Below are 26,033 nucleotides of genomic sequence, written 5' to 3' on the forward strand. Positions count from 1 at the left end.
GCCGATGACGTCAGGCGAGCGCGTAACCTCAACAGCGGCACGGCTCAGCCGAGTTGTCCGCGGCGACAGAAGGGTCATCAATCTCGTGGCAGTTTTCCAATGGGATCCCATCGACAACAAGGCAGTGGACACGGCTCGCGTGCTCGCCGTGGATGCCGTGGAGAAGGTGGGGAACGGCCATCCGGGAACCGCGATGAGCCTCGCACCCGCCGCGTACCTCCTCTTCCAGAAGGTCATGCGCCGCGACCCCAGTGACAGCACGTGGATTGGCCGCGACCGGTTCATCCTCTCGGTTGGGCACTCCTCGCTCACCCAGTACATCCAGCTCTACTTCGGCGGCTACGGCCTCGAGCTCGACGACCTCAAGGCGCTGCGCACCTGGGGTTCGAAGACTCCGGGTCACCCCGAGTACGGCCACACGGACGGGGTCGAGATCACGACCGGCCCGCTCGGCCAGGGTCTCTCCTCCGCCGTCGGGTTCGCATACGCCGCCCGCTACGAGCGCGGCCTCTTCGACCCGGACGCCGCAGCCGGCACCAGCCCATTCGACCACTTCATCTACACGATCGCCGGCGACGGCGACATGCAGGAGGGCGTGACGAGCGAGGCCTCGTCGCTCGCCGGCCACCAGGAGCTCGGCAACCTCATTGCGTTTTATGACAGCAACCAGATCTCGATCGAGGACGACACCAACATCGCGTTCACCGAGGACGTGAAGGCGCGCTACGAGGCGTACCACTGGCACGTCCAGGTCGTCGACTGGAAGAAGACCGGCCGGTACATCGAGGATGTCGCCGCCCTCAACGACGCGATCGAGGCCGCGAAGGCCGAGACGAGCAAGCCGTCGCTGATCATCCTCAAGACCATCATCGGATGGCCGAGCCCGAAGAAGCAGAACTCGGGCAAGATCCACGGATCGGCGCTCGGTGCCGACGAGGTGCGGGCCGTCAAGGAGGTTCTTGGTTTCGACCCGGAGCAGAACTTCGAGGTGGACCCGGCCGTCATCGAGCACACCCGCAAGGCCGTGGAGCGCGGCCAGGCCGCGCACGCCGAGTGGAACACGCAGCTCGACGTGTGGGCCGCCGCCAACCCCGACCGCAAGGTGCTGCTCGACCGTATCCTCTCCGGCGACCTGCCAGAGGGTGTCGAAGAGGCGCTCCCGGTGTTCGAGGCCGGTAAGGAGCTCTCGACCCGCGCCGCGTCCGGCAAGGTGCTGGCCGCCCTCGGACCGGTGATCCCCGAGCTGTGGGGTGGATCGGCGGACCTCGCCGAGTCGAACAACACCACGATCGAGGGCGCCCCCTCCTTCATCCCGGCCGAGCGGTCGACCCACGAGTGGACCGGCAATCCATACGGCCGCGTGCTGCACTTCGGCATCCGCGAGCACGCGATGGGCGCCATCCTCAACGGGATCGTGCTGCACGGCAACACGCGCCCGTTCGGCGGCACCTTCCTCATCTTCAGCGACTACATGCGTCCGGCCGTTCGACTCGCCGCCCTCATGAAGGCGCCGTCCATCTTCGTCTGGACGCACGACTCGGTCGCGCTCGGCGAAGACGGACCCACCCACCAGCCGGTTGAGCAGCTCGCCACACTGCGCGCCATCCCCGGACTGGATGTCGTGCGCCCCGGCGACGCCAACGAGGTCGCCTGGGCCTGGAAGACGATTCTGGAGCGTCGCAACGGTCCGGCCGGAATCGCGCTCACCCGCCAGAACATCCCGGTGTTCGAGCGGGGTGACGACGTCGCGAGCGGCGACACCTTCGCTGCCGCGCGACACGTTGCGAAGGGGGCCTACGTGCTCGCTGAGGCGCCGAACGGCACCCCGGACGTGATCTTCATCGCCACCGGTTCCGAGCTCCAGATCGCGGTCGACGCCCGCGAACAGCTCAAGGCCGACGGCATCAACGCCCGCGTCGTGTCCGCTCCGAGCCTCGAATGGTTCGAGGAGCAGAGCGCAGAGTACCGGGAGTCCGTGCTGCCGAAGGCCGTGAAGGCCCGCGTCTCGATCGAGGCAGGAATCGACCTCACCTGGCGTTCCTACGTCGGCGACGCCGGTCGCAGCGTGTCGATCGAGCACTTCGGCGCATCCGCCGACTACAAGACGCTGTTCCGCGAGTTCGGCATCACCACCGAGCACGCGATCTCCGCCGCAAAGGAATCACTGTCCGCCGTCTGAACGTCGGCCGTTTCGCAAGCGTTTGTCACCCATAGCGTTTTCAACAGAAAGAAACATCGCAATGACTGAGAACACCCCCACCGCGGCACTGTCAGCAGCCGGCGTCAGCATCTGGCTCGACGACCTGTCCCGCGAACGAATCAACTCCGGCGGCCTCGCCCGCCTCATCGCCGAGCGCAATGTGGTCGGCGTCACCACCAACCCGACCATCTTCGCGACGGCCCTCGCCAAGGGCGAGGCGTACGACGCCCAGGTGGCCGAACTCGCCGCCGCCGGAAAGACGGTCACCGAGGCGGTCTTCGAAATCACCACGGACGACGTCGCGAACGCGAGCGACATCTTCCGTCCCGTCTATGACGCCAGCGGCGGCAAGGACGGCCGCGTCTCCATCGAGGTCGAACCCGGACTGGCGCACGACGCCGCTGGCACGATCGCAGAGGCCAAGGAACTGTGGGCAAAGGTGAACCGCCCGAACGCCATGATCAAGATCCCGGCGACCATCGCGGGACTCGAGGCCATCGCCGAGACGATCGGCGCCGGCATCAGCGTGAACGTGACGCTCATCTTCAGCCTCGAGCGTCACCGCGAGGTCATCAACGCCTACCTGACCGGACTCGAGAAGGCGAAGGCCGCCGGCATCGACCTCTCGACCATCCGCTCGGTCGCCTCGTTCTTCGTCTCCCGCGTCGACACCGAGATCGACAAGCGCCTCGAAGCGATCGGCACCCCCGAGGCGCTCGCGCTCAAGAGCAAGGCCGGCATCGCCAACGCGCGCCTCGCCTACCAGGTGTTCGAGCAGGCCTTCGAGAGCGAGCGCGCGGCCGTGCTTCTCGAGGCCGGCGCCAACCGTCAGAGGCCGCTGTGGGCGTCGACGGGTGTCAAGGACCCCACGCTCCCCGACACCCTCTACGTGACAGAGCTCACGGTGAACGATGTCGTCAACACCATGCCGGAGAAGACGCTCGAGGCCACCTTCGACCACGGCGTGATCGCCGGCGACCAGGTCACCAACCACTATGACGATGCGAACGCCGTTCTCGACGCGCTCGACGCCCAGGGCGTCTCCTACGTCGAGGTGACCGAGCTGCTCGAGAAGGAGGGCGTGGAGAAGTTCATCGTGTCCTGGAACGAGCTTCTCGACACCGTCGCCGCCGCACTCGAGTCCGCGAAGACCGGAGCCACGGAATGAGCTTCGACATCACGGTGAGCGGAGCGGCAGCCGAGGCGGTCGACCGCATCGTGCCGCAGCTCGTGAGCGACCTCGTCGCGTCACGGATCGCCGGCCAGGACCCGTCGCTGTGGGGACCGGATGCCGAAGAGGAGGCCGCGAAGCGTCTCGGCTGGACCGAGGCCGTTGTTATTTCCGAACCCCTCATCGACGACATCATCGCCCTGCGCGACCGCCTGCACGCCGAGGGAGTCAACCACGTCGTCCTCGGCGGCATGGGCGGCTCCTCGCTCGCTCCGGAGGTCATCACCCGCACGGCCGGCGTCGAGCTCACCGTTCTCGACTCGACCGATCCCGGCCAGGTGCTCGCTGCCCTGAACGACCGCCTGGACACCACCGTCGTCGTCATCTCCTCCAAGTCGGGCTCGACCCTCGAAACGGCGAGCCAGCGCAAGGCGTACGAGCAGGCGTTCCACAACATCGGCGTCGACCCGCTCGAGCGAATCGTGGTCGTGACCGACCCGGGGTCCCCGCTCGACGTGGACGCTCGAGCCGCCGGCTACCGCGTCTTCAACGCCGACCCCAACGTGGGCGGCCGCTATTCGGCGCTCACCGCCTTCGGACTCGTTCCGTCCGGCCTCGCCGGGGTCGACATCCGCGCCCTCCTCGACGAGGCCTCCGCAGTGACCGGCCAGCTCATGGTCGACCGCACGGACAACCCGGGCCTGATCCTTGGCGCGGCGATCGCCGGAACCCGCCCGCTCAAGAACAAGCTCGGCATAGTCTCGGACGGTACATACATCGTCGGATTCGGCGACTGGGTCGAACAGCTGATCGCCGAGTCGACCGGCAAGCTCGGCAAGGGCATCCTGCCCGTCGTGCTCGACCTGAAGTCCCCCGAGCTCACCGAGAACCTCGACGACGTGCAGATCGTGCGCCTCGTGGAGAGCGCCCAGGCCACCGAAGACGTGATCGAGGGCGAGATCGAGATCAGCGGCACCCTCGGCGCGCAGATGCTCGTCTGGGAATACGCCACGGTCGTGGCCGGTCGCCTGCTCGGGATCGACCCGTTCGACCAGCCGGACGTCGAATCGGCGAAGATCGCCACGCGCGCCCTTCTCGACGCCCGCCCGGAGCCGGTTCCGCCGGTGTTCGTGGCTGACGGCATCGAGGTGAGCGGGCCGGAGTCCGTGCTCGCCGGCGTTTCCACCATCGAAGGAGCGGTCGACGCCCTCCTCGCCCAGGTCGGCCCGGACGGCTACATCGCCGTGCAGGCCTATGTCGACCGTCACGCGAACTACGAGCTCGCCAAGCTCCGCGACCTGCTCGCGGCGAAGAGCGGGCGCCCGGTAACCTTCGGCTGGGGTCCGCGCTTCCTCCACTCCACCGGCCAGTTCCACAAGGGTGGACCGGCCGTCGGTGTGTTCCTTCAGATCACGGCGGATGCGCCTGCCGACCTGGACATCCCGGAGAGTCCCTTCTCGTTCGGATACCTCATCAAGGCCCAGGCTGCCGGTGACGCGAGCGTGCTCGCCGAACACGGTCGACCCGTCATCACCCTCAACCTGACCGACCCGGCTCACAACCAGGCCACGCTCTTCAGCGCGGCCCGCTAGAAAGCCAAGGAGCCGAATGTCCCCGGTGGAAATAACCCCGGAGTTCAACCCGCTGCGGTTGCCCTCCGACCGACGACTCAACCGAATCGCCGGGCCGAGCGCCCTCATCATCTTCGGTGTGACCGGCGACCTCGCGCGCAAGAAGCTCATGCCCGCGGTCTACGACCTCGCCAACCGCGGCCTCCTGCCGCCCGGCTTCGGCCTCGTCGGGTTCGCCCGTCGCGACTGGGTCGACCAGGACTTCGCGCAGGTCGTGCACGACGCGGTCGCGCAGTACGCGCGCACGCCGTTCGATGAGGATGTCTGGAAGCAGCTCGCCGAGGGTATCCGCTTCGTGCAGGGTGAATTCGATGACGACAATGCGTTCGCCGAACTCAAGTCGACCCTCGCCGAACTCGACCGCTCGCGCGGCACCATGGGCAACCATGCGTTCTACCTGTCGATTCCGCCGAAGTCGTTCCCGCAGGTCACCGAGCAGCTGCGCCGCTCCGGGCTGGCGGACGAGGTGGATGGCGCCTGGCGCCGGGTGGTCATCGAGAAGCCGTTCGGCAGCGACCTGAAGACGGCACGCGAGCTGAACAACGTCGTCGAATCGGTCTTCCCGCCCGACAGCGTCTTCCGCATCGATCACTATCTCGGCAAGGAGACGGTTCAGAACATCCTGGCCCTCCGGTTCGCGAACAACCTCTACGAGCCAATCTGGAACGCGAACTACGTCGACCACGTGCAGATCACGATGGCCGAGGACATCGGCGTCGGCGGGCGAGCCGGGTACTACGACGGCATCGGTGCGGCACGCGACGTGATCCAGAACCACCTCCTTCAGCTTCTCGCCCTCACGGCGATGGAGGAGCCGGTGTCGTTCGACGCGAAAGACCTCCGCGCCGAGAAGGAGAAGGTGCTCTCGGCGATCAAGCTGCCGAAGGACCTCTCGCACTCCACCGCACGGGGCCAGTACGCGAGCGGATGGCAGGGCGGCGAGAAGGTCGTCGGCTTCCTCGACGAGGACGGCATGAACCCCGAGTCGCTCACCGAGACGTTCGCGGCAATCCGCCTCGACATCGGCACGCGTCGGTGGGCCGGCGTGCCGTTCTATCTCCGGGCCGGCAAGCGGCTGGGGCGACGGGTCACCGAGATCGCGGTCGTGTTCAAGCGCGCACCGCAGTACCTCTTCGCCGACAGCCAGACCTCGGCTCTCGGCCAGAACGCCCTGGTGATCCGCGTGCAGCCCGACGAGGGTGTCACCATCCGCTTCGGCTCGAAGGTTCCCGGCGCCGGCATGCAGGTGCGCGACGTGACCATGGACTTCGGATACGGGCACGCCTTCACCGAGGCGAGCCCCGAGGCGTACGAGCGCCTCATCCTCGACGTGCTCCTCGGCGACCCGCCGCTCTTTCCCCGGCACGAAGAGGTGGAGCTGAGCTGGAAGATCCTCGACCCGATCGAAGAGTACTGGGCCGGCCAGGGCCAGCCCGAGCAGTACAAGCCGGGCACCTGGGGTCCGAGCTCAGCCGATGAACTACTTGCCCGCGACGGCAGAGTGTGGAGACGCCCATGATTGTCGATCTGCCAGACACCACCACCAGCAAGATCTCGAAGACCCTCGTCAAGATCCGCGAGGAGGGTGGCGCCGTGGCCCTCGGGCGGGTTCTCACCCTGGTGATCTCCACCCGTCTCGGTCACGAGGAAGAGGCGATCGAGGCGGCGAATGATGCCTCTCGCGAGCATCCGATGCGCGTCATCGTGATCTCGTCCGGCTCTGACAAGCCGGACACGGACGACACCTCCCGTCTCGATGCGCAGATTCGCGTGGGCGGCGACGCCGGCGCGAGCGAGGTCATCGTGCTCAGGGCCTACGGGGACACGGCCAGGGACGAGGAGGGCCTCGTCACCGGTCTGCTTCTTCCGGACGCGCCCGTCGTCGCCTGGTGGCCTGGCGACGCACCAGACGTCGTCTCCCAGTCCCCGATCGGACGCATCGCCCAGCGCAGGATCACGGATGCCGCAGCCCAGGCGGATCCTCGAGGCTTCCTGGCTCACCTGTCCACCTGCTACACGCCCGGGGACACCGACTTCGCCTGGACGAGGCTTACCCTGTGGCGCGCCCAGCTCGCCGCCGTGCTCGACCAGCCGCCGTACGAGCCGATCACCGGCGTCGAGGTACACGGCTCAGCCGACTCGCCGTCCACGTCGCTTCTCGCGGCCTGGCTCCAGCTGCAGCTCGACGTGCCGGCCAAGCACGAACTCGTGACCCCGGCGCACGGTTCGAGCGGAATCCAGGGCGTGCGACTTCACCGCGAGTCCGGCGTGATCGAACTCGAGCGCACGGGCGGCGGAATCGCGCGACTGCTGCAGCCCAAGCAGCCCCCGCACGACATCTCCCTGCCGCGCCGAAGCCTGCGTGACTGCCTGGCCGAGGAATTGCGTAGGCTCGACCCCGACGACCTGTTCGGCGAGGTCATCCAGAGCGGTCTCGGCCAACTGCACGAACCATCTCGCAAGGCACCAGCGATGTCGATACCGACGACAGCAAGGGACACCTCGAATTGACTAACGCCCGCAGGGTTCTCATTCATCAGGATAGGGACGCGCTCGCGGGCTCCCTCGCCGCCCGGTTCATCACCAAGATCGTGGACCTGCTCGACCAGCAGGACGAGGTGCACATCGTGCTCACTGGCGGCACCGTCGGCGCCGCCGTGCTGTCGGCGATCAACGCATCGCCGGCCAGGGACAGCATCGACTGGTCCCGTGTCGTCATCTGGTGGGGCGACGAACGCTGGCTCCCCCGCGGAGACGCCGAACGCAACGACACCCAGTCGCGCGCCGCGCTGCTCGACCACGTGAACCTGCGGCCAGAGAACATCCACTGGCTCCCAGCATCGGATGACGGCATAGGCCTCGACGCGGCCGCTGCGCTCTACGCGGCTGAACTGGCCGCTGCGGCGCCGGAGGGCTCCGAGCTCCCCCGGTTCGATGTGACGTTCCTGGGAGTCGGGCCAGATGGCCACGTGGCCTCGCTCTTCCCGGAACGCTCCGCCGTTGCGGTCACCGACGCGACCGTCGTCGCGGTGCGCAATTCGCCGAAGCCGCCGCCGGAGCGCTTGAGCTTCACCCTGCCGGTGATCAACAGCTCCGATCGGGTCTGGCTGGCCCTGGCCGGGTCGGACAAGGCATCGGCTCTGGGGCTCGCCCTCGCGGGCGCGAGCACACTCGAGGTGCCGGCAGCGGGCGTCGAGGGGCGCCTGAGGACCGTGTTCTTCGTGGACCGGGATGCCGCCGCCGAGGTGCCGACGGACCTCATCGCCGTCGAGTACTAGCGCGCCCTTTCGACGCCCGTCGTGTGCGCGGTCGATGAGTGACCTGCCGCCGATGCCGGGGCGTGCAGCCATGGATCCGGGCGTGGTGGCTGGCGGCGCGGACATTGCCGAGGCCAGCGCAGAGGACGTTCGCGCGGCCACTGGGCCGCAGCAGTGCCCCTCTCTCGCCGAAAACGCAGGAGATTCGAAGCCGACCGCCCCCAATCAGCTCCTTGCGGGCGCGTTCGGAACAGATCTCCTGCGTTTTCGGACCGGGACCGAACCGGAACGGGCGGAAGTCGTTACCCCCGCCGCGAGCGGGAAGAGACGCGCTACTGCGGCGTGAGCCGCGAGCGACGCGTACGAAGCTGCTTGAGCGCCTCGTCGAGGAGGTTGGCCGCCTCTTCTTCCGTGCGTCGCTCCTTCACGTATGCGAGGTGCGTCTTGTACGGCTCGAGCTTCGTCACCGAGGGGGGATTGTCCTTGTCGCGCCCGGACGGCAGCCCGCAGTTGGGGCAGTCGAGGGTGACCGGAATCTCTTCCGGCTCGATCGAGGCAAGAAAGTACGGGCGCTGCTCGTGGCCGTTGACGCACCAGTAGAACACCTGGAGACGCTCGGCGTGAAAACCGCGATCCTGTTCTCCCATGGGTCCCGCACCGACGCGGGAACCACGGATAGCGCTACCACCTGAAGCCATGTCGAGTCCTAAGCCCCTTCGAATTTCGTGATGAGCCCGAGCACGATGATGGATGAGACCCACACCAGCCCAAGAATCACGGTGATGCGGTTGAGGTTACGCTCCGCAACACCTGACGCTCCGAGATTGCTCGTCACACCCCCGCCGAACATGTCGGAGAGACCGCCGCCACGCCCCCGGTGAAGGAGGATGAGCAGAGTCAGCAGGAGACTGGTGATACCGAGCACTACCTGCAGGATGACCTGAAGAATATCCACGAAGAGCCTTTCTGGGGCGCGCCAGTGTCGGGTGCATCTGGCCGCTGTTTAGTATAACTTGCCTTGGCGCAAAGGGGTGGGCCCCGAATGGGACGCCGAGCGACTAGGTGCCGACGTGCTTCTGGAATTGCGCGATGCTCGAGAACTCCGTGAGGTCGAGGCTCGCGCCGCCGACCAGTGCGCCGTCCACGTTGGCCTGACGCATGAACCCGGCGATGTTCGCCGCCTTCACCGAACCGCCGTAGAGGATCCGCGTCGCCGCGGCGGACTCCTGCCCGATGAGCTCCACGAGAACCGCCCGAAGCTGCGCGGCCACCTGTTCGGCCTGCTCGGGGGTCGCCGCCTGGCCGGAGCCGATCGCCCAGACCGGCTCGTAGGCGACCACGATGTCCGCGCCGTCCTTGATTCCGGCCAGCGCCGCCTTGAGCTGGGCGACGGGCACCGCGCTCGGGCCGTGCTTCTCGAGATCCTCCGCCGTCTCGCCGACGCACAGCACAGGCACGAGGCCGTGCTTGATCGCGGCTGCGACCTTGGCGGCCACCTCGTCGTCGCCCTCGTTGTGCAGCGTTCGCCGCTCCGAGTGGCCGACGATCACGTACTGGCAGTCGAGCGCGGCGAGGAACGCGCCGGAGATCTCGCCGGTGTATGCGCCCGAATCGTAGGCCGACAGGTCCTGGCCGCCGAACTTCAGCGGAAGCTTGTCTGCCGAGATGAGCGTCTGCACCGACCGCAGATCCGTGAACGGCGGGAACACGGCAACCTCGACGGCGTCGAAGTCGTGCCGGGCATCCTTGAGGCTCCAGGCGAGCTTCTGCACGAACGCGATCGCCTGCAGGTGATCGAGGTTCATCTTCCAGTTGCCCGCAATCAGCGGGGTACGAGTCGTGCCGGTCATGCTTGCCATCCCAAAACCTCGAGGCCCGGCAGGCTCTTGCCCTCGAGGAATTCGAGGCTGGCACCCCCGCCGGTCGAAATGTGCCCAAATTGCTCGTCGCGGAATCCGAGGGCGCGAACCGCGGCTGCGGAGTCTCCGCCCCCGACAACCGAGAGTCCGGCGACCTCGGTGAGGGCCGCGGCGACCGTCTTCGTGCCGGCCGCGAACGGCGCAAGCTCGAAGACGCCCATCGGCCCGTTCCAGAACACCGTCTCGGATGCCCGGATCACCTCGGCGAATCGTGCGGCCGTGTCCGGCCCGATGTCGAGTCCGAGACCGGATGCACCCCACGGGCTGTCCTCGATCGAGTCCGCCGGACGCACCTCGTGTTCGGCGTCGGCCGAGAACTTCGAGGCGACGACGACATCGGTGGGCAGCACGATGTCGACACCGAGCTCCTTCGCCTTGTCGAGGTAGCCGCGCACCGTGTCGAGCTGGTCGGCCTCGAGCAGGCTCGAACCGACCTTGTGGCCCTGGGCCGCGAGGAAGGTGAAGAGCATCCCGCCGCCGATGAGCAGGGAATCCACCCGCGGAAGCAGGTGCGCGATCACGCCGAGCTTGTCCGACACCTTCGACCCGCCGAGAATCACTGTGTACGGCTTCTTCGGCGACTCCGTGAGCCGGTCGAGCATGTCGAGCTCGGTCGCGATGAGGCCGCCGGCCGCACTCGGCAGGAGCTTCGCCAGCTCGTAGACACTCGCCTGCTTGCGGTGCACGACGCCGAAGCCGTCGGAGACGAACGCGTCTCCGAACGCGGCGAGCTGCGCGGCGAACGCCGTACGCTCCGCCTCGTTCTTCGCGGTCTCCCCCGGGTTGAAACGCAGGTTCTCGAGCAGAACCACTCCGCCGTCGGCGAGTCCGTCGACCGCCTCGCGGGCGGCATCCCCCACGGTGTCGGTCGCGAAGGTGACCTCCTTGCCCAGCAGCTCGCACAGGCGTTGCGCCACGGGAGCGAGGCTGTACTTCGCTTCCGGTGCGCCGTCCGGGCGGCCGAGGTGGGAGATCACGACGACGCGAGCGCCGCCGTTGACCAGCGCATTGATGGTGGGCAGCGAGGCGCGAATGCGACCGTCATCTGTGATCTGACCGTCCCCGAGGGGGACGTTCAGATCGCAGCGAACGATGACCTTCTTGCCCGCGAGCGAACCGAGACTCTCGATTGTGCGAAGCGGCATTGTTTCTGAACCCGGTTGCGGCGCCGTTTAGAGGCGCTCGGCCACGTACTCGGTGAAGTCGACGAGGCGGTTGGAGTAGCCCCACTCGTTGTCGTACCACCCGGCGATCTTCACCTGGCTGCCGATCACCTTGGTGAGTCCGGCGTCGAAGATGCAGGAGTGCGGGTCGCCCTGGATGTCGCTCGAGACGATCGGGTCCTCGGTGTAGCTGAGGAAGCCCTTGAGCGCGCCGCTCTCCGCCGCTGCCTTGTAGGCCGCGTTGACCTCGGCGACGGTGACCGGACGGCCGGCCTCGACCGTGAGATCGGTGATCGAACCGGTGGGCACTGGCACGCGGAGCGCGTAACCGTCGAGCTTGCCGACGAGCTCCGGAACCACGAGGCCGAGAGCCTTGGCGGCGCCCGTCGAGGTGGGAATGATGTTGATCGCAGCGGCGCGCGCGCGACGCAGGTCGCTGTGCGGTCCGTCCTGCAGGTTCTGGTCGGCCGTGTAGGCGTGAACCGTGGTCATGAGGCCGCGCTCGATGCCGAACGCCTCCAGGAACACCTTGGCCAGCGGCGCGAGGCAGTTCGTGGTGCAGGACGCGTTGGAGAGGATGTGCTGCGTGGCCGGGTCGTAGAGGTGCTCGTTGACGCCCATGACGAAGGTTCCGTCGTCTTCCGTCGCCGGGGCGGAGATGATGACCTTCTTGGCGCCGGCCTCGATGTGCTTGATGGCATCCGTGGCGTGGGTGAAGCGTCCGGTCGACTCGATCACGATGTCAACGCCCAAGTCGCCCCAGCCGAGGTTGGCGGGGTCGCGCTCGGCGAGCACCTTGATGCGCTTGCCACCCACGACGATGTAGTCGCCGTCGACGGAGACGTCTTCGGCCAGACGGCCGGCAACGGAGTCGTACTTGAGCAGGTGCGCGAGCGACTTGGGGTCGGTGAGGTCGTTGACGGCGACGACCTCGAGGTCGGCGCCCTGCGCGATAGCCGCGCGGAGGTAGTTGCGACCAATGCGGCCGAAGCCATTGATACCGATCTTCACGGTCAAGAGAACTCCTGTTGCTGAGGCGCCCATCGGCGCGACTTTTTCGGGGGGTGGTGAAGCTGGTGCAGGGGTGTGGCCGGGGCGTCGCCCCGGCCACAACCGATGCTTTTACGCTGGCGCTATGACAGTACCAGCAGGCCGTTCGTCTTTTCGCGGGCAACTTCGAAGCGCTGCTGCACGTTCGCCCAGTTGGCGATGTTCCAGAAGGCCTTGACGTAGTCGGCGCGCACGTTCTTGTAGTCGAGGTAGTACGCGTGCTCCCAGACGTCGAGGAGCAGCACCGGCACGGTGCCGGCGGCGAAGTTCGACTGCTGGTCGAAGAACTGCTGCACGATGAGCTTCTGCCCGATCGAGTCCCAGACGAGGGCGGCCCATCCGGAGCCCTGCACGCCGAGCGCGGCGGCGGTGAAGTGGGCCGTGAACTTGTCGAACGAACCGAAGTTGTCGTCGAGGGCGGATGCGAGTTCGCCGGTGGGCTTGTCGCCGCCGTCCGGGGAGAGGTTCGTCCAGAAGATGGAGTGGTTGACGTGACCGCCGAGGTTGAACGCGAGGTCCTTCTGGAGCTTGTTCACGTAGGTGAGGTCGTCCTTGTCGCGTGCCTCGGCGAGCTGGGCGAGGGCGGTGTTGGCCCCGGTGACGTAGGCCTGGTGATGCTTTGAGTGGTGAAGCTCCATGATGGCTCCACTGATGCTCGGCGCGAGGGCGCCATAGTCGTAACCCAGTTCGGGCAGCGTGTAATCAGCCATTTTCCGATCTCCTTGTCTCCAACCCGGGGCACCAGATGGCGCGGCAACCGGGTGACATTTTCAGTCTACTAGCGTCAACTCGGCTGGTTCCCAGATGCTTCCCAGCGTCGCGCGATCGGCTCAGGCATCCTCGTAGTCCGGCGGCAGATTCGCGTCGGTGCCCGGTATTCCGAGATCCACGGCCCGCTTGTCCGCCATCGCGAGCAGGCGACGGATGCGCCCGGCCACCGCATCCTTGGTCATCGGCGGGTCGGCGTGGTGGCCGAGTTCGTCGAGACTCGAGTCGCGGAAACGCAGGCGCAACTCCCCCGCGTAGCGCAGGTGCTCCGGAACGTGGCCGTCGAGGATCTCGAGAGCGCGCTCCACCCGGGCGCAGGCCGCAACGGCCGCCTGTGCCGAGCGGCGCAGGTTCGCGTCGTCGAAGTTGACGAGCCGGTTGGCGGTGGCGCGCACCTCGCGGCGCTGGCGCAGCTCTTCCCAGTTGAGAACGGTGGAGTGGGCTCCCATGTGCACGAGCATCGCGCTGATCGCCTCGCCGTCGCGGATCACGACGCGGTGCACGCCGCGCACCTCGCGGGCCTTCGCTGAGATCTTCAGCCGCCCGGCCGCCCCGACGAGGGCCATTGCCGACTCGTTGCCGGGGCAGGTGATCTCGAGCGCGGCCGAACGGCCGGGATCGGTGAGCGAACCGTGGGCGAGGAAGGCGCCGCGCCAGACGGCGGCGAGCTCCTCGCGGCTGCCGGTGGTGAGCTTGTTGGGCAGGCCGCGGATGGGCCGGCGCCGCGCATCCAGGAGTCCGGTCTGGCGGGCGAGGGTCTCGCCGCCGTCGAGCACCCGCACGAGGTAGTGGCTGGTGCGGCGCAGGCCGGAGGCGGAGATCACGGAGATCTCGCTCTTCACGCCGTAGAGCTCCGCGAGGTCTTTGCGCACCCGGCGGGCGAGTTGCGCGGTGTCGAGCTCGGACTCGACCGCGATGCGGCCGGAGATGAGGTGAAGCCCGCCGGAGAAGCGGAGGATGGTCGCAAGCTCCGCCGCTCGCACTGTCGTCTTGCTCACGTCGATGCGAGCGAGTTCGTCCTTGACGTCGGCGGTGAGAGCCAATCCGTGTCCTTACTTTCCTGTGAATCGTGCAGTGTGGTGTGCCAACGGAGAACGAGTCAGAGCACGAGCGTGGTTCTGACTCGAGACACTACTCCCGACCGAGATCGCGGTGTTTGATGCTTACCGCGACGCCCGGCTGGCGACGAAGGATGCCGGCCAGCTTCTCGACGACCGCAACCGATCGGTGCTTTCCGCCCGTACATCCAATGGCGATCGTAGCGTGTCTCTTGTTCTCGCGTTGATACCCGGCGAAGACGGGCTCGAGGGCGTGCGCGTAGCTGTCAACGAATTCGTCCGCGCCCTCCTGGGAGAGAACATAGTTGCTCACCTCGGTGTCGAGGCCGGTCAGCCCGCGCAGCTCAGGCACCCAGAACGGGTTGGGCAGGAACCGCATGTCCGCCACCAGGTCAGCATCGGCCGGCAGTCCGTACTTGAATCCGAAACTGAGCATTGTGAGGTGCAGCCCGGGGGTCTGCGCGGTCGCGAAGGTCTCGGAGATCGTCGTCGCGAGCTGGTGGATGTTGAGGTCCGACGTGTCGATGATCATGTCGCTCGACTCGCGCATCGACAGCATCCGCTGCCGCTCGGCACCGATGCCGTCGAGCAGCGTGCCATTAACCTGCAACGGATGCGGCCGGCGCACCTGCTCGAAGCGCCGCACGAGGGCCGCGTCCGTGGCCTCGAGGAACAGTACCCGCACGCTCGCGCTCTCGCGCAGGGTCACCACCGCCTGCTCGAGGTCGGAGAAGAGCTTGCCGCCCCGCACGTCGACGACCGCGGCGATCTTGGGCAGGGTGCTGCCCGCCCGGCCGGCGAGCTCCACGAGCGGCCTCAGCATCTGCGGCGGCAGGTTGTCGACCACGTACCAGCCCAGGTCCTCGAGCGCGTTTCCGACCGTGGACCGGCCCGCGCCCGACATGCCGGTGATGATCAGTACTTCGTGGCTCGAGGTGTCCTCGGTCATTGCTGCGTCACGCCTTCAGTTGGTGTGGAGGTTGCCTGGTATCAAGCTTAACCGGGCTTTAGGCACGCAACGACTCGAAGATGGACTGGGCGAGGGTCGGCCCGATGCCCTTGACCTCGGCAATGCTCGACACATCGGCCGCACGCAGCTGCGTGACCGAACCGAAGTGCCTGAGCAGCTCTCGCGCCCGGGCGGGCCCGAGTCCCGGGATCTCCACGAGCTGGGAGTTGACGTCCTTGCTGCGCCGCTGCCGCTGGTAGGTGATGGCGAAGCGGTGCGCCTCGTCCCGGATCCGCTGGATCAGGAACAGGGCGTCGCTGTTCCTTGGCAGGATCACCGGGTAGTCGGAGTCCGGGAGCCAGATCTCCTCGAGGCGCTTGGCGATGCCGCACAGGGTGATGCCGGTCACCCCGGCGTCAGCGAGGGCGCGCGCCGCCGCGGCCACCTGCGGCTGTCCCCCATCCACGATGAGCAGGTTGGGGCGGTAGCTGAACTTCTTCAGGTCGGTGCCGGTCACCGGCTCGGTCGTGGGGTCGGGCGCCGGCTCGATCGCGGCATCGTCGCCCAGGTAGGCGAGGCGCCGGCTGAGCGTCTGGTAGATCGACTCGGTGTCGTCGGTGGAGTTGGGGATGCTGAACCGGCGGTACTGGTCCTTGCGCGGCAGGCCGTCTTCGAACACGACCATCGACGCGACGATGTTGGTGCCGCTCAGGTGCGACACGTCGTAGCACTCCATGCGCAGGGGCGCATCCGGCATGCCGAGGGCCTCCTGGATGTCCGCGAGGGCCTGCGACCGGGCCACGAAGTCACCGCTTCGCCGGGTCTTGTAGAGGATGAGGGCGTTCTTCGCGTTGGTGCCGACGGTCTGGGCGAGGGCCGCGAGATCGCCCCGTTGGGCGACGCGCAACACGACCTTGCCGGTCGAGCCGCGGTCGGCGCGCACCGAGCCCAGCCACAGCTCGAGCTCCGGCGCATCCTCGGGCAGCTCGGGCACGACCACGAGTCGGGGCGGCGGCACCTCGTCGTCGTAGGCGTTCTGCACGACGGTCTCCACGAGCTCGGCGAGGTCGAGGTCGAGTTCCTTGTCCACCACCCAGCTGCGCACGCCCCGGATGCGGCCTCCGCGCACGCGGAACTGCTGAACGGCCGCCGCGAGTTCGTCGTGCGCGATGCCGAAGACGTCGGCGTCCACGTCGTCGCCGAGCACGATCGTGCTCTTCGAGAGCGCGGTCTCGAGCGCCGCGAGCTGGTCACGGTACCGCGCTGCCGACTCGTAGTCCTGCTCCGCGGCCGCCGCCTTCATCTTGCGCGCGACATCCCCGATGTACTTCGAGTCGTTTCCGGCCATGAACGAGGCGAAGTCGAGTGCGATCGACTTGTGCTCCTCCTTGGTGATGCGACCCACGCAGGGGGCGGCGCACTTGCCGATGTCGCCCAGGAGGCACGGCCGGCCGGTCTGCTCCGCCCGCTTGTATGTCGAGTCAGAGCAGCTGCGCATCGGGAACGCCTTGAGCATGAGGTCGACGGTCTCGCGGATGGCCCACACCTTGGTGTACGGGCCGAAATACCGGGCGCCCTTGATCGAGCGGTTGCGGGTGACGAGCACACGAGGAACCGTCTCGCCGAGGCTGATCGCCAGGTACGGGTACGACTTGTCGTCGCGGAACTGCACGTTGAACGGCGGGTTGAACTCCTTGATCCAGGTGAACTCCAGCTGGAGGGCCTCAAACTCGGTGCCGACTACCGTCCATTCCACCGCCGACGCGCTCAGCACCATGCGCCTGGTGCGCTCGTGCAGGCTCGCGAGCGGAGCAAAGTAGTTGCTCAGCCTGGCGCGGAGGTTCTTGGCCTTGCCGACATAGAGCACGCGGCCCTTATCGTCCTTGAACCGGTACACGCCCGGCTGGGTCGGGATCTCACCCGCCTTCGGGCGATAGCTGACGGTGTCGACCATCGCCGGCTATCCGGCCGCCGGCACCGCGTCGGCCAGCGCCCGCACTCCCGGTCGCTCGACCCCCAGCACCTCGGCGAGGAAGGTGCCGGTGTGGCTCTCCTCCACCGTGGCGAGATACTCCGGCGTGCCGACGGCGAGCACCTCGCCGCCCCCGGCACCGCCCTCCGGCCCGAGGTCGATGAGCCAGTCGGCCGACTTGATCACGTCGAGGTTGTGCTCGATCACGATCACGGTGTTGCCCTTGTCGACGAGCCCATTGAGCACGAGCAGCAGCTTGCGCACGTCCTCGAAGTGCAACCCGGTGGTCGGCTCGTCGAGCACGTAGATGCTGCGGCCCATTGAACGCTTCTGCAGCTCGGTCGCGAGCTTCACCCGCTGCGCCTCGCCGCCCGAGAGGGTGGTCGCGCTCTGGCCCAGGCGAACATAGCCGAGCCCGACATCCACGAGGGTGTTGAGGAAGCGGCTGATCGACGAGATCGCCTCGAAGAACTCGGCGGCCTCGCTGATCGGCATGTCGAGCACCTCGGAAATGCTCTTGCCCTTGTAGTGCACGGCGAGAGTCTCTCGGTTGTAGCGCGCGCCGTTGCAGACCTCACAGACCACGTACACGTCGGGCAGGAAGTTCATCTCGATCTTGATCGTGCCGTCGCCCGAGCAGTTGTCGCAGCGACCGCCCTTCACGTTGAAGCTGAAGCGGCCGGGCAGGTAGCCGCGCGCCTTCGCATCCACGGTCTCGGCGAACAGGTTGCGGATCTTGTCGAAGACACCCGTGTAGGTGGCCGGGTTGGAGCGCGGGGTGCGCCCGATCGGCGCCTGGTCAACGTGCACGACCTTGTCGAGATTGTCGAGGCCGGTGACCCTGGTGTGCTTGCCGGGGATCTGCCTCGCCCCGTTGAGCTCGTTGGCGAGCACCTTGTAGAGGATGTCGTTGATGAGGCTCGACTTGCCAGATCCGCTCACCCCGGTGACGGCGGTGAACGTGCCGAGCGGGAAGTCGACAGTGACGTTGCGCAGGTTGTTGGCGCGGGCGCCCTCCACCGTGAGCATGCGCTTCTTGTCGATCTTGCGCCGCTTCTTCGGCGTCTCGATGGAGCGGCGGCCGGAGAGGTAGTCCCCGGTGATCGACCGGCGGTTCTCGAGCAGCTTCTCATACGACCCGGAGTGCACGACCTCGCCGCCGTGCTCCCCCGCGCCCGGGCCGATGTCCACGATCCAGTCGGCGGTGCGGATGGTGTCCTCGTCGTGCTCGACGACGATGAGCGTGTTGCCCAGGTTCTTGAGCTTGACGAGGGTCTCGATGAGCCTGCGGTTGTCGCGCTGGTGCAGGCCGATGCTCGGTTCGTCGAGCACGTAGAGCACCCCGGTGAGCCCCGAGCCGATCTGGGTGGCCAGGCGGATGCGCTGCGCCTCCCCGCCGGACAGCGAGCCGGCCGAGCGCGCGAGGTTGAGGTAGTTGAGGCCGACCTCGATGAGGAACTCGAGCCTCAGCCGGATCTCGCGCAGCACCTGCGCGGCGATCTTCGCCTCGCGCTCCGAGAGCTCGAGCAGGTCCATGAACTCGAACGCGTCGATGAGGCTGAGCTCCGCGACATCCGCGATGTTGTGGTCGTGCACGGTGACCGCGAGCACCTCGGGCTTGAGCCTCTTGCCATCGCAGACCGGGCAGTTGATCTCGCGGAGGTACGCCGAGTAGCGCTGCCGGGCCGAGTCGGTCTCCGCCTCGATGAACTTGCGCTCGATGTAGGGCATCACGCCCTCGAAGCCGGTGGAGTACTTCATCTCGCGGCCGAAGCGGTTCTTCCACTTGACCGTCACCTGGAAGTCGTTGCCCTTGAGGATTGCCTGCTGCACGTCTGCACCGAGGTCGCGCCACGGGGTCTTGAGCGAGAAGTCGAGGTCGGCGGCGAGTCCCTCGAGCAGCCGCTGGAAGTAGTTGAAGAGTCCCTTGCCGGACTGGGTCCACGGCAGGATCACGCCGTCGGCGAGGCTCAGGGCCGGGTCGCCGAGCAACAGCTCGGAGTCGACGGACATCTTGGTGCCGAGGCCGGAGCACTCCGGGCAGGCGCCGAACGGGGCGTTAAACGAGAAGGTGCGCGGCTCGATCTCGGTGAGTTGCACTGGATGACCGTTGGGGCAGGAGAGCTTCTCGGAGAAGTTGCGCCAGGCCGCCGGCCCCGTCTCGTCTACGTAGTTGACGCTGACGAGACCGTCGGTGAGGCGAAGGGCCGTCTCCAGCGAGTCGGTGAGGCGGGTGAGGATGTCGTCCGCCGCCACGAGGCGGTCCACCACCACGGAGATGTCGTGCTTGATCTGCTTCTTGAGGATCGGCGGTTCGCTCAGCTGGATCTGCTCGCCGTCCACGATCGCGCGCGAGTATCCGCTGGCCGCGAGCTCCTTGAACAGGTCGACGAACTCGCCCTTCTTCTGCGAGATGACCGGGCTCACGATCTGGTACCGCGTGCCGGTCTCGAGGGTCATGAGCTGGTCGGCGATCTGCTGCACGGTCTGGCGTTCGATCTTCTCACCGCACACCGCGCAGTGCGGGATGCCGATGCGGGCCCAGAGCAGCCGCATGTAGTCGTAGATCTCCGTGATCGTGCCCACCGTGGACCGCGGGTTGCGGTTCGTGGACTTCTGGTCGATCGACACGGCGGGGCTCAGTCCGTCGATGAAGTCCACGTCTGGCCGGTCGACCTGGCCGAGAAACTGGCGGGCGTATGCGGAGAGCGATTCGACGTAGCGACGCTGGCCCTCGGCGAAGATCGTGTCGAACGCGAGAGACGACTTGCCCGAGCCGGACAGCCCGGTGAAAACGACGAGCGAATCCCGCGGAATCTCGAGGTCTACACCCTTGAGATTGTGAACTCGAGCGCCGTGTACGGAGAGCCTGGCTGCGGATTCGACACGAGAAATAGACACTCTACATATTCTACGGAGACCACCGACATTGCTTGCGCCGGGTTCGCTCTCGGCAGAGTCCCTCCGGCCCGGTCAGGGCGCGACCGTCGCCAGCACGCGCTCCGGCGCCGGCAGAACGGGCTCCTGCGCGGCACGGTCGATGACCACGATTGGCGCCCGGCGCCGGCCGTTGAACTCGGTGGCGGTGACGGTGACGGCGGTGTACGCCCCCATCGTGGGGCTCAGCAGGGTGTCCCCCTCGCGTAGCGCGGGCAGTGGGTATGAACGGGCCATGACATCCGCGCTGTCGCAGGTGGGACCGGCCACCGTCGTCAGGAGCAGCGCCGGCGTCTCGCCGGCGAGCTCGGACCGAGCCACCAGCGCCGGATACACGGCCTCGGCGCCCACGTTGGAGAAGCTTCCGTACACGCCGTCGTCCACGAAGCACCAGCGCTCAGCCTCGCGCACCCGCGTGCCGACGACGCGGGTGACCACGGTCACGGCATCCGCCACCAGGATGCGCCCAGGCTCGGCGAGCACCGTCAGGCGCGGGATGAACGGCTCGAGCATTGGCCCGATCGCCGCGCCGATCTGCTCGATGGTCGCCACATCCCGGCGGCAGGAGGCCGGGAAGCCGCCGCCGATGTCGAGGATGCCGAACCGCACGCCCCAGCGGGCCTCGAGCCGGCCCATCAGGTCGAGAGTCTCGCCGACGGCGGTGCGGAACGCCTCGACGCTGTCGAGCTGGCTGCCGACATGGAAACTGAATCCGGCGATGTGGCTGCCCTGCGCCGCGGCTTGCGCCATGAGCGCGTCCGCCTCCGCGTGGGTCACCCCGAACTTGCTGGAGACGTCGCTCTTCGCCGCGGGGTTGCGGTAGCCGAGCCGCACCAGCAGGGACACGTCACCCGGCACGCTGCGGAACTTGGCGAGCTCCCCCGCGCTGTCGATCACGAAGGTGCGGATGCCGAGCACGTAGGCGCGCGTGCTCTCTGCCGGGCTCTTCACAGGATGGGTGTGGATCATCCGGTTCGTGCGGATACCGCGGGCGGCCAGGAGGTCGATCTCCGCGTCGCTCGCCACATCGAAACATCCGCCCAGCGCCGCAATCGTGTCGAGCACCGCCGGGTGCGGCAGGGCCTTGACCGCGTAGTGCAGGCGCACGAAGGGCAGGGCCGCGCTAAGGCGGGAGTACTGCTCGGCGATCCGCTGCGGCTCCAGCAGGATGAGCGGGGTGCCGTGCTGCGTGATCAGCGCATCGAGGTCCGCCCGATCGAGGGTGCGGCCCAGCTGGCGGATGCGCGCCGCCCGCGCCTCGGCCTCGAGGACGGTGTCGTCGGTTGTGCGCCGTCTCAGAATCCGGCGGCCGACGAGGAATCCGAGGGCCGCGAGCAGGTGGAATAGCACGTCGGCGAGCACCTTCCCCACGATCCAGCCGACCGCGGGGACGCCGATCACCAGCGGCGCGAGGTAGAGCAGGCCGGGGCGGATGATCAGGGTGTCAAGCAGCTCGGCCGGGCCGAACTCCACCGCGGTGAGCCCGGCGGTGCGCACGCGAGACCGGCGTGCGCGCCTCCCCCTCGACGTCTCGCGCCACTGCTCGAGGAAGTTGCGGGCCGTGGCCACGCCGTAGAACCCGATGTTCTCGCCGATGGTGCCGGCGATCGCGGCCACCAGCAGGGAACCGGTGGCGGTGAACGCGCCCCACGCGGCGAGAAAAGCCGTGGCCGTGCCGGCCAACTCGCTGGGCAGGGAGCGGCGGATCCAGAACAGTGCTCGACGCGACATGGTGCTCCGCTCCCGACGGGATTCGGATTTCCCGTGCTCCTGAGTGAGGAGCGGGGTGGGGCGGCGGTGATACACCGTTGCGCGAGTCGACACGCGTTCGCTGGCCGCGGCTAATCCTGGATGTCAAGGCGCGAGGCGCGACGGTTCAGCCAGATCGCGTAAGCCATGAGACCCACTTCGAGGGCGATGATGAAGAGCCCGATGAGGAGAAACACGAGCCCGCCACCGAAATCGCTGCCGCCCACCTTGATCGCGCCGTGAATCACCAGAAGCACGCCAGCCCCGCCCAGGATGACAACCTTGATCCCCTGAGTCCAGACTCGTCTCCGCGCGCGGGAACGAAAACTCTTGGCCATGGCTCATCTTCGCTCTACCGGCAGATGGACGCAATCGGTGCACCGCTATGGCGCGACTCGTCAACACGATGTTGGAGGCTTGCGCACCGGACCGGACCGGTGCACTCTTGCCCGAGCGAGGAGTTTCTTCGGCTAAAGACGTACCGATGTCCCCGACGGGATTCCACTATGTCCTGTGTCACCCAACCCGCCGCTACGACAGGTGCCCGGCCGCTTCCATCTGGCGCAGTTCCTTCTTCAGATCGGCGACCTCGTCGCGCAACCGCCCGGCCAGCTCGAACTTGAGCTCGCCGGCGGCGGACAGCATCTGCTCGTTGAGGTCGCGGATGATCGTCTCGAGGTCGTTCGCGCCGCTGGCGGCGAGACCGGCCCGCTTGAGGTTGGGCGTGGGCGACCGCTTGCGGCCGTCGCGCCCAGCCAGCAGGGCGGCGGTGTCCGCGCCCTCCCGGTTGAGGGAGTCGGTGATGTCCGCGATCTTCTTGCGCAGCGGCTGCGGGTCCACCCCGCGCTCGACGTTGTACGCCACCTGCAGCGCCCGGCGGCGGGTCGTCTCGCTGATGGCGAGCTTCATCGAATCGGTCATCACGTCCGCATACATGTGCACCGCACCGGACACGTTTCGCGCCGCCCGCCCGATGGTCTGGATAAGCGACGTCGAGGAGCGCAGGAAGCCCTCCTTGTCTGCATCCAGAATCGCCACGAGCGACACCTCGGGCAGGTCGAGGCCCTCCCGTAGCAGGTTGATGCCGACGAGCACGTCGTACACGCCCTGCCGCAGCTCGGTCAGTAGCTCCACGCGGCGCAGGGTGTCCACATCCGAATGCAGGTACCGCACCCGAACGCCGGCCTCGCCCAGGAACTCGGTGAGCTCCTCCGCCATCTTCTTGGTGAGGGTGGTGACGAGCACGCGCTCGTTCACGGCCACGCGCTTGCGGATCTCCTCGAGCAGGTCGTCGATCTGGCCCTTGCTGGGCTTCACCACGATCTCCGGGTCGATGAGCCCGGTCGGACGGATGATCTGCTCAACCACGCTGTCGGTGATGCCCATCTCGTACTTGCCGGGAGTCGCCGACAGGTAGACCTTCTGGCCGACGCGCTCGAGGAACTCGTTCCACTTGAGCGGCCGGTTGTCGAGGGCGCTCGGCAGACGGAAGCCGTGCTCGACGAGCGTGCGCTTGCGGGAGGCGTCGCCCTCGTACATCGCGCCGATCTGCGGCACGGTCACGTGCGACTCGTCGATCACGACGAGGAAGTCGTCAGGGAAGTAGTCGATGAGGCAGTGCGGCGCCTCGCCGGGCTGGCGCTGGTCGATGTGCCGCGAGTAGTTCTCGATGCCACTGCAGAACCCGATCTGCTCCATCATCTCCAGGTCGAAGGTGGTGCGCATCCGCAGGCGCTGGGCCTCCAGCAGCTTTCCCTCGCGCTCGAGTTGCTCGAGGCGCTCCGCGAGCTCCACCTTGATGGTCTTGATCGCCGCGTGCATGCTCTCCTGGCCGGCCACGTAGTGCGAGCCGGGGAACACGGACACCGAGTCCATCTTCTTCACCACGTCGCCGGTGAGCGGATGCAGGCTGTACAGGCCCTCGATCTCTTCGCCGAACATCTCGATGCGGATGGCGAGTTCCTCGTACATCGGGATGATCTCGATCGTGTCTCCGCGCACCCGGAAGTTGCCGCGGGAGAAGTCGACGTCGTTGCGCTGGTACTGCATCGACACGAACTTGCGGATGAGCGCCTCGCGATTGATCTTCATACCCACCTGCAGCGCCATCATCGCCTCGAGGTACTCCTCGGAGCTGCCGAGGCCGTAGATGCAGGACACGGTGGACACGACGATCACGTCGCGCCGGCTCAGCAGCGAGTTGGTGGTGGAGTGACGCAGCCGCTCGACCTCCGCGTTGATCGACGAGTCCTTCTCGATGAAGGTGTCGGTCTGCGGAACGTAGGCCTCCGGCTGGTAGTAGTCGTAGTACGAGACGAAGTACTCGACGGCGTTGTTGGGCATCAGTTCGCGGAACTCGTTGGCGAGCTGGGCGGCGAGGGTCTTGTTGTGTGCGAGCACGAGGGTCGGCCGTTGCACGGCCTCGATGAGCCAGGCCGTGGTCGCCGACTTGCCGGTTCCCGTGGCGCCGAGCAGCACGACATCCGTCTCGCCGGCGTTGATTCGGCCCGTGAGTTCGGCGATCGCCGCGGGCTGGTCGCCGCTCGGCGTGTAGTCGCTGATCACCTCGAATGGGCGCACAGAACGTGTCGGTTGCATGCTTCCAGCTTAGGCAGCACCACTGACAACGAGACCGGATTGCGCCGTGGGCAGAACGGGGACGCGGTGGGCAAGGTCGACGCGGTTCGTCGTCGGGATGGCGGCGGTCTCCCGATCGCGACTCGTGCGCTCGACGCATCGCGCGCCTCATCGACGGCTGGCCGGCAATCTCATGGCCGGCGCGGCTCGTGGCGATCGCGGGCGGGTTCGCCCCCGTGGCGGTGCCGACGGTGTTGCGGCTGACCCCGGCCGTTGGCCGAACGCCCGGGATCAGCGCGCGGGACGCGGCAGCGACTCCCAGAGGGCGTCGGCCTGCCGCAGCGTCTCCTCGAGCGTTCCGTTGCTGTCGATCACGACATCCGCGATCGCGAGACGCTCGGTGTCCGTCGACTGCGAGTTGAGCCGATGGGCCGCCTCCTCGCGGCTGAACCCGCGCAGCTCGATGAGCCGGCGGATGCGGGTCTCCGTGCTCGCGTTCACCACAACGATGAGGTCGAATGAGTGGTAGTCCTTGTCGCGCGACGCCTCGACGAGCAGCGGCACGTCGTACACCACGATGGCGTTCGGATCGCGGCTCCCGGCCTCCGCGAACAGGCGCTGGGAGAGTTCCTTGATGGCCGGATGCGTGATGCCGTTGAGCGCGACCCTCGCCTCCGGGTCGGCGAAGATGATGGCGCCGAGCGCCGCACGGTCGAGCGACCTGTCCGGCGCGATCACCGATGGACCGAACCTCTCGGCTATCGCGGCGAGGCCGGGCGTGCCGGGCTCAACCACCTGACGGGCGAGCACATCCGCGTCGATGTGCACCGCCCCGTGTTCGGCCAGCCGCCGGGCGACCACGGTCTTTCCGGATGCGATGCCGCCTGTGAGGCCGATGAGATACACGGAGCAATGCTAGTGCGCGAGGGCAGAACGGCCGCTTAACGCCGGAACGGCCGGACCCGTGAGGGCCCGGCCGTTCCGTTGCTCGAATTAGGAGTTCGAGGAGAGCTTCTCGCGAAGCGCGGCGAGAGCCTCGTCGTCGGCGAGGGTTCCCGCAGACTCGGAGTCGCTCGAGAACGAGGAACCAGCAGAGGCCGGCGCGTCGGAGATGTTCTCGTCGGCGGTCGAAACCTGCTTCTTGTGGGCCTCCCAGCGAGCCTGGGCCGCAGCGTAGTCCTGCTCCCACTTCTCGCGCTGGGACTCGAAGCCCTCTTTCCACTCGTTGGTCTCCGGGTCGAAGCCGTCAGGGTACTTGTAGTTGCCCTGCTCGTCGTACTCGGTGAGCATCCCGTAGAGCGCCGGGTCGAACTCGGTGCCGTCGGGGTCGACGCCCTCGTTCGCCTGCTTCAGCGAAAGCGAGATGCGGCGGCGCTCGAGGTCGATGTCGATGACCTTGACGAACACCTCGTCACCGACCGACACGACCTGCTCGGCGAGCTCGACGTGCTTGCCGGACAGCTCGGAGATGTGAACGAGGCCCTCGATGCCCTCCGCGACGCGAACGAACGCGCCGAAGGGGACGAGCTTCGTGACCTTGCCCGGTGCAACCTGGCCGATGGCGTGGGTGCGGGCGAAGACCTGCCACGGGTCTTCCTGCGTCGCCTTGAGCGACAGGGAGACACGCTCGCG

Annotated in this window: 21 protein-coding genes; 6 read left to right on the forward strand and 15 right to left on the reverse strand. The window is 67.3% G+C overall.

The features are described from left to right. Positions 1–85: 85 nt before the first annotated feature. From tkt to pgl, 6 genes are all read left to right on the forward strand, one after another. On the forward strand, positions 86–2,179 hold the full coding sequence (tkt, locus tag VIM54_RS06720; protein ID WP_331899994.1) for a transketolase: 2,094 nt from the start codon (positions 86–88) through the stop codon (positions 2,177–2,179). Positions 2,180–2,240: 61 nt separating this feature from the next. Further along, a complete protein-coding gene (gene tal / locus VIM54_RS06725) occupies positions 2,241–3,368 on the forward strand; it encodes a transaldolase (RefSeq protein WP_331899995.1) in 1,128 nt (375 codons plus the stop codon). Next, a complete protein-coding gene (locus tag VIM54_RS06730) occupies positions 3,365–4,963 on the forward strand; it encodes a glucose-6-phosphate isomerase (RefSeq protein ID WP_331899996.1) in 1,599 nt (532 codons plus the stop codon). Before tal ends, VIM54_RS06730 begins: the two co-directional genes overlap by 4 nt. A 16-nt stretch (positions 4,964–4,979) precedes the next feature. Further along, complete coding sequence (gene zwf, locus VIM54_RS06735) at positions 4,980–6,521, forward strand: glucose-6-phosphate dehydrogenase (RefSeq protein WP_331899997.1); 1,542 nt, start codon at positions 4,980–4,982, stop codon at positions 6,519–6,521. Then, complete coding sequence (locus VIM54_RS06740; RefSeq protein ID WP_331899998.1) at positions 6,518–7,513, forward strand: glucose-6-phosphate dehydrogenase assembly protein OpcA; 996 nt, start codon at positions 6,518–6,520, stop codon at positions 7,511–7,513. Before zwf ends, VIM54_RS06740 begins: the two co-directional genes overlap by 4 nt. Beyond that, positions 7,510–8,280, forward strand: a complete 771-nt coding sequence (gene pgl / locus VIM54_RS06745; protein WP_331899999.1) for a 6-phosphogluconolactonase — start codon at positions 7,510–7,512, stop codon at positions 8,278–8,280. The genes VIM54_RS06740 and pgl overlap by 4 nt, the downstream gene beginning before the upstream one ends. Before the next feature lie 311 nt (positions 8,281–8,591). Here pgl and VIM54_RS06750 read toward each other — a convergent pair whose 3' ends face one another. The 15 genes from VIM54_RS06750 to VIM54_RS06820 form a co-directional block, all read right to left on the reverse strand. Next, the gene (locus VIM54_RS06750) at positions 8,592–8,957 is read right to left on the reverse strand and encodes an RNA polymerase-binding protein RbpA (protein WP_331900000.1); all 366 of its coding nucleotides are present in this window, start codon (positions 8,955–8,957) and stop codon (positions 8,592–8,594) included. Positions 8,958–8,965: 8 nt separating this feature from the next. After that, complete coding sequence (gene secG / locus VIM54_RS06755) at positions 8,966–9,214, reverse strand: preprotein translocase subunit SecG (protein ID WP_147782274.1); 249 nt, start codon at positions 9,212–9,214, stop codon at positions 8,966–8,968. 103 nt (positions 9,215–9,317) lie between these two features. Next, entirely contained in the window at positions 9,318–10,109 is a 792-nt protein-coding gene (gene tpiA / locus VIM54_RS06760) for a triose-phosphate isomerase (protein WP_331900001.1), read from the reverse strand. Continuing rightward, positions 10,106–11,323 (reverse strand): phosphoglycerate kinase, encoded by a 1,218-nt coding sequence (locus tag VIM54_RS06765; protein WP_331900002.1) that lies wholly within the window; start codon positions 11,321–11,323, stop codon positions 10,106–10,108. Before VIM54_RS06765 ends, tpiA begins: the two co-directional genes overlap by 4 nt. A gap of 27 nt (positions 11,324–11,350) precedes the next feature. Further along, positions 11,351–12,358, reverse strand: a complete 1,008-nt coding sequence (gene gap, locus VIM54_RS06770; protein WP_331900003.1) for a type I glyceraldehyde-3-phosphate dehydrogenase — start codon at positions 12,356–12,358, stop codon at positions 11,351–11,353. Positions 12,359–12,474: 116 nt separating this feature from the next. Continuing rightward, positions 12,475–13,101 carry a superoxide dismutase gene (locus tag VIM54_RS06775; RefSeq protein WP_331900004.1) on the reverse strand — a complete coding sequence of 209 codons (627 nt, stop codon included), beginning with the start codon at positions 13,099–13,101 and terminating at the stop codon, positions 12,475–12,477. A gap of 120 nt (positions 13,102–13,221) precedes the next feature. Continuing rightward, a complete protein-coding gene (gene whiA / locus VIM54_RS06780; RefSeq protein WP_147782279.1) occupies positions 13,222–14,202 on the reverse strand; it encodes a DNA-binding protein WhiA in 981 nt (326 codons plus the stop codon). Between the two features lie 88 nt (positions 14,203–14,290). After that, positions 14,291–15,166 (reverse strand): RNase adapter RapZ, encoded by an 876-nt coding sequence (gene rapZ / locus VIM54_RS06785; protein ID WP_331900005.1) that lies wholly within the window; start codon positions 15,164–15,166, stop codon positions 14,291–14,293. Between the two features lie 58 nt (positions 15,167–15,224). Continuing rightward, entirely contained in the window at positions 15,225–17,120 is a 1,896-nt protein-coding gene (gene uvrC / locus VIM54_RS06790; RefSeq protein ID WP_331900006.1) for an excinuclease ABC subunit UvrC, read from the reverse strand. A 6-nt stretch (positions 17,121–17,126) separates the two neighbouring features. Continuing rightward, the gene (gene uvrA, locus VIM54_RS06795) at positions 17,127–20,039 is read right to left on the reverse strand and encodes an excinuclease ABC subunit UvrA (RefSeq protein ID WP_331900007.1); all 2,913 of its coding nucleotides are present in this window, start codon (positions 20,037–20,039) and stop codon (positions 17,127–17,129) included. A gap of 72 nt (positions 20,040–20,111) precedes the next feature. Next, positions 20,112–21,806, reverse strand: coding sequence for a hypothetical protein (locus tag VIM54_RS06800; protein WP_331900008.1), 1,695 nt, complete (start codon positions 21,804–21,806; stop codon positions 20,112–20,114). Between the two features lie 110 nt (positions 21,807–21,916). Further along, on the reverse strand, positions 21,917–22,162 hold the full coding sequence (locus VIM54_RS06805) for a hypothetical protein (RefSeq protein ID WP_331900009.1): 246 nt from the start codon (positions 22,160–22,162) through the stop codon (positions 21,917–21,919). A gap of 193 nt (positions 22,163–22,355) precedes the next feature. After that, on the reverse strand, positions 22,356–24,422 hold the full coding sequence (uvrB, locus tag VIM54_RS06810; protein WP_331900010.1) for an excinuclease ABC subunit UvrB: 2,067 nt from the start codon (positions 24,420–24,422) through the stop codon (positions 22,356–22,358). 270 nt (positions 24,423–24,692) lie between these two features. Beyond that, the gene (gene coaE / locus VIM54_RS06815) at positions 24,693–25,307 is read right to left on the reverse strand and encodes a dephospho-CoA kinase (RefSeq protein WP_331900011.1); all 615 of its coding nucleotides are present in this window, start codon (positions 25,305–25,307) and stop codon (positions 24,693–24,695) included. Positions 25,308–25,394: 87 nt separating this feature from the next. Next, the coding region (locus tag VIM54_RS06820; protein ID WP_331900012.1) for a S1 RNA-binding domain-containing protein at positions 25,395–26,033 on the reverse strand (639 nt) is incomplete at its 5' end.

It is taken from the genome of Lacisediminihabitans sp. (genome assembly GCF_036569425.1).
In the GTDB taxonomy this organism is placed as follows: Bacteria; Actinomycetota; Actinomycetes; order Actinomycetales; family Microbacteriaceae; genus Lacisediminihabitans.